Genomic DNA, 10,685 nt, shown 5'->3' on the forward strand with positions numbered 1-10,685 from the left:
CGCGCCTGCGGCGCGCGTCCTCAAACGCCGGACGGGCTGATCGGGGGCCTGCCCCCGGTTACGGGAAGGGGCGGGGCTGGGGAAAGAGCAGACTCAGCGCGTCCGCGCCCCCGTCTCCTCGGCGATGTGCCGGGCCATCCCGTCCAGCGACCCGATCACCGACTCCTCCACGTCGTCGTCCCAGATCAGATCGAACTCGTCCTCGACCGCGACCAGGAACTCCATCAGCCGCACCGACGTCAGCCCGAGGTTCCGCAGCGACCCGGGCCCGGTCTCCGTGACAGGGCCGTCCAGCTCGGCGACGGCGATCCGCTCCAGCAGGGAGATCAGCCGCTTCAGGATGTCGTCCGTCACGCGAGCGCTCCCGCCGTCCGCGGCACGAACGACGACGGGAAGCCGCCGCCCTCGACGGAGGCCACGAAGCGGGCGACCGCGTCCTGGAACTCGGCGGGCCGTTCGAAGTACGGCAGGTGGCCGCACTCGTCGATCATCTCGACGGCGGCGCTCTTCAGCAGCCCGGCAACCCCGCGCAGGGTCGACTCCGTGGTGGAGAAGTCGTCGTCGCCGCTGAGCAGCAGCGTGGGCGCAGCGATCTGCTCCAGGAGCTCCACCTTGTCGTCCGCCTCCAGCGCCTCGCGCAGGTTGGCGGCGAGCTGGGAGGTGGAGTTCATGGCGAGGAAGCGCTCGCGGAGGGCGAGGTAGGCGCCGGAGCCGCCCTCGGCGATGGCCTTGTCGCCGAAGACCAGCGGGTAGATGAGGTCGAACAGGGCGCGCGGGCCGCCCGACTCCAGGGCTCCCAGCCAGGACTTGGCGATCCGGCGGCGGCGGGACGAGCCGTGCGGGCTGAGCGGCGGTCCGACGAGCACCAGGCCGGCCACCCGGTCGGGGTGGGCGACGGCGAAGTCGCGGCAGATCAGCGTGGAGATGGAGGTGCCGACAAGGTACGTCTTCTCGACCCCGACCCCGTCCAGCAGCGACAGGAGGTCGTCGGAGTGCCGGGCGAAGTCGGCCGGCTTGCTCTCGGACGCGCCCTGGTTGCGCAGGTCGTAGGTGAGCAGCCGGTGGTCCTTGGCGAGCTCACCGGTGAAGTTCCGCCACGCGGTGCTGACCACGTAGATGGTGGAGACGAACGTGACCACAGGGCCGCTCTCGCCGCGCATCTCGTAGTACAGCCGGCAGCCGTCCTCGGTCTCGTGCAGGTCCTGCTTGCCGTCGTAGGCGAGGTCCCAGGACTCGATGCCTTCGCGCTTCACGCGTTGCTTCCCTTCCGTGCGCGGTGGTGCTCCAGGTACCAGGCGATGAACTCGGCGACGTGCTCGCGCGGGAGCGGGTGGCTGAGGGCGTTCTCGCCCAGCAGCTTCTGGACGTTCGCGACGTCGAATTCCTTGGTGCCGTTGACGTACGAGCGGTAGAACTCGACGCGCTCGTCGACCCGTTCGTCGATGAGCGTGAACTCGTCCGTGCTGTCGACGTAGACCGGGTGCTTGATGGCGAGCTGGTCGCAGAGCTCCGCCAGGGTGTCGCCGACGGACGGCTGCTCGGTGTTGGCCAGGTGGTAGACGTCGGAGGGCCCGTCCTCCAGGGCCACGCCGACGGCCGCCGAGACGACGAGGTCGACGGGGATGAAGTTGACCAGCGCGTCCTCGGTGGCGCGGAGCCGCAGCGAGCGGAAGACGAGCATGTCGCCGAGGCTGCGGCGGACCTCCGAGCGGGCCTTCTGGAGGCCCTTCACAAAGCCGTAGAGGCCGGTGAAGCTGGTCGCCGCGAAGGTACGGCTGTGGCCGATGACGATGCTGGGGCGGAAGATGCGGGTGCGCTCGAACCCGGCCGCGTAGACGGCCCGTTCGGCCTGGATCTTGCTGTGCTCGTAGGCGTTGTTGCTGACCACGCCGTCGCCGACCCGCTCGGCCGGGATGAAGCCGGTGCGGTCGCCGGCCACATAGGCCGTCGAGACGTAGTTGAACGTCGGCGCCTTCAGCGCCCGGGCCAGCTCCAGGACGTGCTGGGTGCCGCCGAGGTTGTCGCGGAGGATCTCCTCGCGGCGGTGCTCCTCGTAGGCGAGCGAGGCGGCGACGTGCCAGACCTGCTCGACCTCGGGCAGCGCGGCCGTGTCGACGCCGCACGCCTCGGCGGTCAGGTCGCCGGCCACCGGGTGGCAGCGGGTGGCGATGGCCTCGTCGAGGTCCGTGATCCCGTACGAGGCTGCCGCCGTGGTCAGCGCGGCGCGCAGCCGCTCCTCGGCGGAGAGGTCCTTGCGCGGCCGGACGACGCAGTGGATCTCGGCGTCGGTGCGGGCGAGGAGTTCGAGGACCAGCGCGCCGCCGACGAATCCGGTGGCGCCGGTGACCAGGTGGTGCGAGACGTTCGTCATGCCGGGCTCCCGGGGGTGGGCAGGGCCGCGGCGAGCGCGGGCCAGTCGTTGAGGTCGTCGCCGTGGGCGTTGATCAGGGCGAGCGCGATGCGCTCCAGGCCGAAGGCGGCGCAGGCGCTGTGCGCGGTGTCGCCGCCGGGCAGCCGGACCGCGAACCGCGCGCCCAGGTGGTCCTTGTGGCAGTTGGCGGAGGCGATGGCCGTGCCGGGGTCCTCGGGGGACACCTTGGCCACGAACTCGAACTTGAGGTCCTGCTCCAGCTGGCTGGCGCGCATGAAGCGCCCGCCGGGGCCGAAGAACGGGTCGGTGGCCGACACGATGTCGACGGCCACGCCGAGCTCGGCGAAGAGCTTCCCGGCGCGCTCGATCCAGCCGTCCCGCCAGGCGGTCACGGGCTCGTCCGCGCCGACCGTCACGAACTCGCGCATCCGGAAGGAGCGGAAGCGGCCCAGCTCGCTGGTGGCCTCGTGCCGGTAGCAGTAGCCGGCCACGTCGAAGTGGGCCTGCTCCTCGACCGTGCCGTCCGCGAGCCCGGTGTAGACCGGGTAGCAGGCGGCGGGCGCCAGGACGACGCCGTCGGCGTCCTCCTCCATGGCGTTCACCGAACCCAGCAGGTGCGGGAACGACTCGGCGTACTCGGCGCGGTCGATCAGGGAGCGGGAGAGCACCGGCGGGTGCCAGACCGGCCCCTCGGTGCCGCCCAGGGCGGTCAGCCGGGCCTGGAGGCCGGCGATCACCGCCTCGAACTTCGGTGTGAAGCGGTGGGTCCCCACCGCGCCGGCGGGCAGGGCCCAGCCCCCGGCCGTCAGGTCGTCGGCAGCGCGGGCCGCCGTGGTGTCGTTGCTGGTCATTCCTGTATCAGGTCCCCCGTGAGAAGCAGCAGTTCCGAATTGGCCAGCTCAAGGCGGCCGTTGGCGATCATCAGGCGGGCGGAGTAGAGGTCCCGCAGGTGCCGGGCGACGGAGTACGGGCCCGACTCGCTGTACCCGGCCATCCCGCAGATCTCCAGGGCCTGTTCGACGACCCGTACCGCGTCCACCGACACACCGGTCTTCAGCGCGTTGGCCCGGACGGTCATCGCGGTGGTGTCGGCGTCCTGCGCGGCGTCCCACACGGCGTAGTCGTCGGCGAACCGCCGCACCGTGTCCTGGAGCACCCGCAGGTCGGCGTAGGCCCGGCCCAGCCGCGGGTCGTCCGCGGTGCGCCCGGCCTTCAGCTGGGCGCGCATCCGGATCTTCGAGTACGCGACCGCGCGGCGCACCGCGTCCGCGGCGACGCCCGTCCACACGCCCGCCCACAGCAGGTGCGAGAGCGGGACCATGCAGCGGGTGGCGGTCTCGCCGAACGGCTCGGGCAGGACCATGGCGGCGGGCACGGTCGCGTCGATGGTGAAGGGCGGGCTGCACGTGCCGCGCATGCCCAGCGGGTTCCAGTCCCCGGTCCGCTCCAGCTCGGCGTGATCGGCCATGACGAGCACCGCGACCTGGTCGGTCGGCGCCGCGTCGGGGCCCGAGCGGGCGGTGACGAGGAAGCCGTCGGCATGCTCGCCGTACGAGACGGTGGTGGCCTTCTTGGCCAGCCGGACCGTGCCCTCCCCCGCCGGCTCCACGGCGGCGACGCTGCGCCGCATGTCGCCGCCGACGCCCACCTCGGAGGTGATCGAGGCGATCAGCAGCTGCCGCTCGGCGATGTCGGTCAGGGCCTCGGCGACGGCGGGCGAGGCGGCGGCCCCCCGGGCCAGACAGGCGACCTGGAGCTGGTGCATCGCCCAGACCATCGCGGTCGCGGCGCAGCCGCCGCCGAGCCGGGCGCCGATCCGGGTCAGGGTCTGCGGCCCGAGACCGTGGCCACCGTACTCCTTGGGGACGGCCGCGGACAGCAGTCCGCGGTCGCGGAGCGCGGCGACGCCGGCCGCCGGGAAGACGGCGTCGCGGTCGGTGGCCGCGGCGTGCTCGGCCGCGATGCGGCTCACCTCCGCCGCAGCGTCCAGAGCTTGACTGTCCGTCAGAAGGACGGGCTCCGTCGTGGCGGTCATCGGCCGGCCCCCACGGCCTGCTCCCGGTCGCCGGTCAGCTCGGCGAGGACGCCGGACAGGTGGGCGATGGAGGTGAACAGGGCGCGGCCGATGCGCTCCTCGGGGATCTCGACCGAGAGCCGCTCCTCCAGCGCGAGCATGACCCGGACCGAGGCGAGCGAGGTCAGCCCGGCGGCGTACAGGTCGCCGTCCGCGGGCAGTTCGTGCGCGGCGGCACCGAGGTCGGAGTGCTGGGCGAGCGCCTCACGGACGGCTGGTTCGCAGGATGTTGCGCGAGCGTGCACGGGAAGTACTCCTAGCCATACAGAGAGTGCTGATACGCGAGTACGGTGAAGTAGAGGTGGGAGAGAAGAGAGAAGAGAAAGGGAAGAGACGGGCGTTACGCGACCATGGCGGCGACGGCTTCGTCGACGAGCACCGCCAGCCGCTCCTCGCGGCTCTGCAGGTCGCGCAGCATGCGGACGAGGCGCCGCAGGCCCTCCGGCGAACCGCCGGACTCGCGGGACAGCGTGTGGACGAGGTACCAGCGCCGGGTGAGGGACGCGGCCTCGGCGGCCAGCGGCTCCAACTCGGGCTCGACGTCCGCGAGATGACGGAACAGCCTGCCGAGGAAGTGCCGCTCGGCGGCGACGCCGCTCACGTCGATGGTGCCGGGCCCGCCGGTGTCACACGCCTCGATGTAGCCGGCGAGAGCGGTGGCGTCGCTCTCGCGGTGGTCCCGCCGGTCCGCGTGCACCGCTCGCACCAGGTCCTGGGCGGAGGGCTTGCGGGTGGGGCCGGCGGCCAGCAGGAAGGTGCGGAACCCGTCGGCCGCATCGGCCGAGCGCAGCGTCCGCCAGCGCTCCTCGCCGTAACGGGCGGGTTCCGGGTGGTTCATGGGGTCGATGACGGTGACCCCGTGCTCGTCCCGGCCGGAGACCAGGACGCAGTGCGCGATGTGTTCCACGCCCTCGTATTCGGAGGGCAGCCAGTAGGCGTCGACGGCCGCGGCCAGGGGCCGGCCCGCGGCCACCTCGGCGGTTTCGACGGCGAGCAGCTCCTCCGCGGAGCCCAACCGCCGTTCCTGGAGCGGCATTCCGTACAGGCCCGCCGCCGCCGTCACCCAGCGGTCGCTCCCGCGCAGGACGCTTCCGCCGTCCCAGCCGAACCCCCAGGTCGTGACGAGCACGTCCTCGGCGTCCGGAAGCCCGTGCCACGCGGCGAGGTTCGCGACGCACTGCTGGTAGCAGGTACCGAACGGCGTGGTACCGGTGTACACGGGCACGATGTCTATGTCTGTCTGCGGCACTGTGCTGACTCCCCCGTCCCGCCCGGACCATCCGGGCGGCATGCAGCACCGGCGGGGGTCCGCCGGGTCTGGGTTCATGTGGAGCGCGTTCCGTTCGAACGTCGGTCGATACGGCGAGCTGATGGTCAGTCAGGAATCGCGATGAGCTGCGCCCAGCTCTGGGTGTAGTTCAACCTGCCGTCAAGAGTGACGGGGCGCATTCCGGACACCGGGCCGCCGTCCAGTTCCTCGGACAGCTCCCGTTCGATCTGCCGGGCGGTCTCCTCCGGCGTACCGGCCTGTTCCAGCCAGGGCGCCAACGGGCGCTGTACGTCGATGACTTCGGAGGCGGTGATGCGGGCGCCGGCGTCCGCCAGCAGCTCGGTGATCCGGTCGACCGTGAGCATGGTGCCGTGCGAGGGGTCGCGCAGCCGCTCGATCCGGTCGGGGTCGCCGCCCAGTTCGGGCCGGCGGACCATGTCGGCGACGAGGATGCGTCCGCCCGGGCGGCAGACCCGTACGAGTTCCCGGACGACGGCCTCGGGCGAGGCCACGTGGTGGAGCGAGAACCGGGTGAGGACCAGGGAGAACGAGTCGTCGAGAAAAGGCAGCCGGGCGGCGTCGCCCTGCTGGAATACGATCCGGTGCAGGCCCTCGGCGTCCGCCTGTCGTTTGCCCGTGGCGAGCATCTCGGGCGTGGCGTCCAGCGCCGTCACATGCCGGACGTGTCCGGCGAGCTCCCTCGACACGAGACCCGTGCCGCAGGCGACCTCCAGACAGACGTCCTCCGGGCGGGGGGCGGCGAACTCGACCAGCTCCCGCAGCCGCATGGTGAACGCGGTGTTCAGCCGCGCGTCCTCGAACGTCACCGCCTGACGCGCGAACTCCTGTTGATTGAGCGCTAACTGCTCATGCGCTAACTGGTCCTCGCCACCGCTCCGGAGCGACATGCAGTCGAGCCTTTCCCTCAAGGACAGCCACAACTTCTGTTTCAGCAAGCACGTATGACCCTACTTGGCTGCTGTGACCAATTGTCAATACCTGTTGGGAAATACCTGTATCGGACGGGTTAATACCTGCGGAACGGGGCGTCCCGGACCCTGGGGAGGCGGAGGTTCCGGGGCCGGAACGCCACATTCTGAACGTCTACGGCCGATGTCAGGCCTTGGGAGCGATGCTGCTCAGGCCGTTGATGACCCGGTCCATGGCGTCACCACCGGTCGGATCGGTGAGGTTCGCCAGCAGCTTGAGTGTGAATTTCATCAACATCGGGTGGGTCAGGCCGCGTTCAGTGGCCAACTTCATGACCTTCGGGTTGCCGATGAGCTTCACGAAGGCGCGCCCGAGCGTGTAGTAGCCGCCGTAGGTGTCCTTGAGGACCTTCGGGTAGCGGCGCAGGGCGAGTTCGCGCTGCTCGGGGGTGGCCCGGCCGAGGGCCTGGACGATGACCTCGGCGGCGATCTGGCCGGATTCCATGGCGTAGGCGATGCCCTCGCCGTTGAACGGGTTCACCAGGCCACCCGCGTCGCCGACGAGCAGCAGACCGCGGGTGTAGTGGGGCTGGCGGTTGAAGGCCATGGGGAGCGCGGCGCCGCGGATCGGGCCCGTCATGTTCTCGGGGGTGTAGCCCCAGTCCTCGGGCATGGAGGCGCACCAGGCCTTGAGGACCTCGCGCCAGTCCAGCTCCTTGAAGGAGGAGGAGGTGTTGAGGACGCCGAGGCCGACGTTGCTGGTGCCGTCGCCCATGCCGAAGATCCAGCCGTATCCGGGCAGCAGCCGGTCCTGGGCGCCCCGCCGGTCCCACAGTTCCAGCCACGACTCCAGGTAGTCGTCGTCGTGGCGCGGGGAGGTGAAGTAGGTGCGGACGGCCACGCCCATGGGCCGGTCGTCGCGGCGGTGCAGGCCGAGGGCGACGGAGAGCCGGGTCGAGTTGCCGTCGGCGGCGACGACGAGCGGGGCGTGGAAGGTGACCGGCTCCTTCTCCTCGCCCAGTTTGGCCTCCACCCCGGTGACGCGGCCGGTGCGTCCGTCGATGACCGGGGCGCCGACGTTGCAGCGCTCGTACAGCCGGGCACCGGCCTTGACGGCCTGCCGGGCGAGCTGCTCGTCGAAGTCGTCGCGCTTGCGCACGAGTCCGTAGTCGGGGAACGAGGCCAGATCCGGCCAGTCGAGCTGGAGGCGGTTGCCGCCCGCGATGATGCGCAGGCCCTTGTTGCGCAGCCAGCCGGCCTCTTCCGAGATGTCGATGCCCATCGCGATGAGCTGCTTGGTGGCGCGCGGGGTGAGGCCGTCGCCGCAGACCTTCTCGCGCGGGAAGGCCGTCTTCTCCAGGAGGAGGACGTCGAGGCCGGTCCTGGCGAGGTGGTAGGCCGTGGCGGAGCCGGCGGGACCGGCCCCGACCACGATCACATCGGCGGTGTGTTCGGCAGGGGCGTCGGTCACGTCGGCTCTCCCGTTCGGGGCTGCGGTGGGGGAAGTGCAGGTCTCCGACGAGTCTATGAGCCGGACGCCGCCGGGTGGCCGGTGGGCCGGACGCCCGGCGGTGAGTCCGCGGTTCGGGGGGCGGGCGGGACGGAGCCGGCCGTCCCGCCCGGGCCTCGCGTCAGCCCTTTCCCGCCGACCAGTGGTCGAGCGCGGTGTCGAAGGTCCGGTGCCACGTTCCGGGGTCGCCCATGCCGTCGCGGCCCTGGAAGAGGATCGCGTACTCGGTCCCCGACTCGTCCACGTACGCCTGGTTGACGGCGTGCATGGTGCGGCCGTCGTCGTTCCAGGTCCACTCCCACAGCGCGCCGGGGCGCCCCTTGAAGGTGTTGCGGACCATCTGGAGCCGCTGGTAACCGTCCTCCCTGCCGACGGTCTTCTCCAGTTCCTGGAAGTGCTCGTACGCCGCCTGGTCCGTCTTCTTCACGATCCCGACGCGCAGGTGCTCGGGTCCGGTGGGGCCGTGCCAGTCGATCTGGCCGCTGCCCTTGTCCTCGCGCCGCCAGCCCTCGGGGACGGCGAGCGTGAAGCCCTCGGACGCGCTGACCCGCTCGTAGTACTTCGGTGCGTCGCCCGTCGGCGTCGTCGCCCTCTCGTGCGCGTCGGGGGCGGCGGTCCGGTAGGTGCCGGTGCCGGGGGAGCCCGAAGGGGCGGACGCCGGGGGCGGCGTGGGGGCGGACGGGGAGGCGGGGTCCGCCGGGGACGCGGAGTCCGCGGGGGACGGCGTCGCCGGGGCCGCGGCGCCCGACGCGAGGGGCGCCGGAGCGTCGGGCCCGTGCGTCCGGTGCGTGGACTGCCGCGCCGCGTGGTTGTCGCGGCCGTCCTTCGCGTCGCCCTTGCCGTCCTTGTGCACCAGCAGCACACCGGCCGCGGCCACGCCGCCCACCACGAACGCGGCCGCCCCGACGGCGGTCCACCGCAGGAACCTGCCGCGCCGCGGCGCCGGGGGCGCCACGACGGAGGCGGCCGGGCCCTTGGGGTCGGCGGGCGGGGCAGGCCGGTCGGACGGGGTGGGGTCGACGGCCGTGGGCGGCTCGGCGGGCGGGGCGGCGGGAGACGCCGGGGGCTGTGCCGGGGCCGGCGCGACGGGCGGAGGCACGGGGGAGTTCGGGGGCGCGGGGGTGTGCGTGGGGGCGCCCATCGGCGGCGCGGGCGGCGTGTAGTACGGCATCGGCGGCGCGCCGGGGGGCCCGTACGGCCCCGGAACCGCCCCTCCCCTGTTCCGGCCGTTCGTGATGAGCACCGCCAGCAGCACCGCGCCGGCGGTCCACAGGATCCCGAAGAGGAGCAGTTCGCCACCGTTGACGCCCACCTCGGTGTTGGCGATGCGTCCATCGACGATGCCGGAGGAGGTGCCCTTCAGCTCGGTCGAGATCCCGGCGACGAGCGCCGTCAGCCAGACAGCTGCCAGGAAGAACACCCCGGACAACACCTGCTCCTTGCGGCCGGCCCGGGCGCGGCGCACCACCATCAGGGTCAGGGAGAGGGCACAGAGGACGCCCATGACCACGATGCCCGTCTGGGCCCAGCCGCCCCACTGGTCACCGGCCTCGGAGAGGCCGAAGTCGGCGCTGCGGCCGAAGCTCCCCCTCGACGAACCGTAGGAGTCGTTCGCGAACCAGCCGAAGTCCTCCGAGTCGCCGCCCAGCCGTCCTCCGGTGGAGCCGCGCACATCGGCGCCCCACGAGATGCCGAGGGCCAGGAGCGCGCCGTTGGTGAGGAACACCAGGGCGCCCAGCACCGACCAGCCGTTCCCGTTCTCCTTGTCGATCTGGTAGAGGACCACGACGAAGAGGACGGCGGTCCACAGTCCCACCACGAGCGCGAGGGCGCGCAGGGCGGTACCGCACGCCCGTGCGGCCATCTGTGCGCCGGGGCCGATCCGGGTGAGGAGGGCGTCCCTGCCCAGGACCACGGCGCTCAGCAGCGCGGTGAGCGCGAAGGTGAAGAGGGCGGCCAGTACGGGCGTGGTCGAGAACTCGACCTCGTCCGCCTCCGGTTGCCCGTACAGCCCCAGTACCAGGACCACGGCGCCAGTCAGCAGGCCGATCCGCGGGGCGGCGTCGAAGCCGGCGCCGGCCGGGCGGGCGCGGCGCAGCCACCGGGCGCCCAGGATCACCGCGAGGATCCACAGGGCGGTCATGCCGAGCAGCCAGAAGGATATGGATCCGCCGGCCTCCCTCGCCCCGAACTCGCTCCGGGCCGAGAAGTCCGCGGTACCGCCCAGGCCCTGGAGCAGGCCGGCGATCACCAACTTGAACCGGGTGGACCAGGAGAGGTCGTCGTCCGAGTCCCAGGAGGGCGACGCGAGCGCGACCGCCAGGCCGACCAGCAGGACCACCGGCCACAGCGCCGCCAGCGCCGAACCCGCCCAGTCACCGGTGAACACGCGCCGCAGGAACAGGGCGCCGGGCCCGGGCGCGGCCGGTGGCGCGGGAGGGGCGGGCGGGGCGCCGGGCGGTGGACCGTACCCGCCGGGCGCCTGCGCGTACGCACCGGGCGGCGGACCGTACGGCGGTGGCGGCGCGGCC

At 72.3% G+C, this 10,685-nt stretch carries 10 protein-coding genes; all 10 read right to left on the reverse strand.

Going from position 1 to position 10,685, the window contains the following annotated elements; translation table 11 throughout:
- Nucleotides 1-93 precede the first annotated feature (93 nt).
- Nucleotides 94-354, reverse strand: coding sequence for a phosphopantetheine-binding protein (locus HN013_RS18870; protein WP_171167670.1), 261 nt, complete (start codon nt 352-354; stop codon nt 94-96).
- Nucleotides 351-1,253 carry an alpha/beta fold hydrolase gene (locus tag HN013_RS18875; RefSeq protein ID WP_171167672.1) on the reverse strand — a complete coding sequence of 301 codons (903 nt, stop codon included), beginning with the start codon at nt 1,251-1,253 and terminating at the stop codon, nt 351-353. The genes HN013_RS18870 and HN013_RS18875 overlap by 4 nt, the downstream gene beginning before the upstream one ends.
- Nucleotides 1,250-2,371 carry an SDR family oxidoreductase gene (locus HN013_RS18880; RefSeq protein WP_171167674.1) on the reverse strand — a complete coding sequence of 374 codons (1,122 nt, stop codon included), beginning with the start codon at nt 2,369-2,371 and terminating at the stop codon, nt 1,250-1,252. Before HN013_RS18880 ends, HN013_RS18875 begins: the two co-directional genes overlap by 4 nt.
- Entirely contained in the window at nt 2,368-3,222 is an 855-nt protein-coding gene (locus tag HN013_RS18885; RefSeq protein WP_171167676.1) for a hypothetical protein, read from the reverse strand. Before HN013_RS18885 ends, HN013_RS18880 begins: the two co-directional genes overlap by 4 nt.
- Nucleotides 3,219-4,406 (reverse strand): acyl-CoA dehydrogenase family protein, encoded by a 1,188-nt coding sequence (locus HN013_RS18890; protein WP_171167677.1) that lies wholly within the window; start codon nt 4,404-4,406, stop codon nt 3,219-3,221. Before HN013_RS18890 ends, HN013_RS18885 begins: the two co-directional genes overlap by 4 nt.
- Nucleotides 4,403-4,690 (reverse strand): acyl carrier protein, encoded by a 288-nt coding sequence (locus HN013_RS33955; RefSeq protein ID WP_171167679.1) that lies wholly within the window; start codon nt 4,688-4,690, stop codon nt 4,403-4,405. Before HN013_RS33955 ends, HN013_RS18890 begins: the two co-directional genes overlap by 4 nt.
- Nucleotides 4,691-4,785: 95 nt before the next feature.
- A complete protein-coding gene (locus tag HN013_RS33960; protein WP_171167690.1) occupies nt 4,786-5,694 on the reverse strand; it encodes a BtrH N-terminal domain-containing protein in 909 nt (302 codons plus the stop codon).
- Nucleotides 5,695-5,819: 125 nt separating this feature from the next.
- Entirely contained in the window at nt 5,820-6,623 is an 804-nt protein-coding gene (locus tag HN013_RS18905; protein ID WP_171167692.1) for a class I SAM-dependent methyltransferase, read from the reverse strand.
- A 208-nt stretch (nt 6,624-6,831) separates the two neighbouring features.
- A complete protein-coding gene (locus HN013_RS18910; RefSeq protein ID WP_171167693.1) occupies nt 6,832-8,115 on the reverse strand; it encodes a geranylgeranyl reductase family protein in 1,284 nt (427 codons plus the stop codon).
- Between the two features lie 160 nt (nt 8,116-8,275).
- Nucleotides 8,276-10,685, reverse strand: a 2,410-nt coding sequence (locus HN013_RS18915; RefSeq protein WP_212764518.1) for a hypothetical protein, incomplete at its 5' end; no start/stop codon positions are given.

Source organism: Streptomyces sp. I05A-00742, assembly GCF_013055795.1.
Lineage (GTDB): Bacteria > Actinomycetota > Actinomycetes > Streptomycetales > Streptomycetaceae > Streptomyces.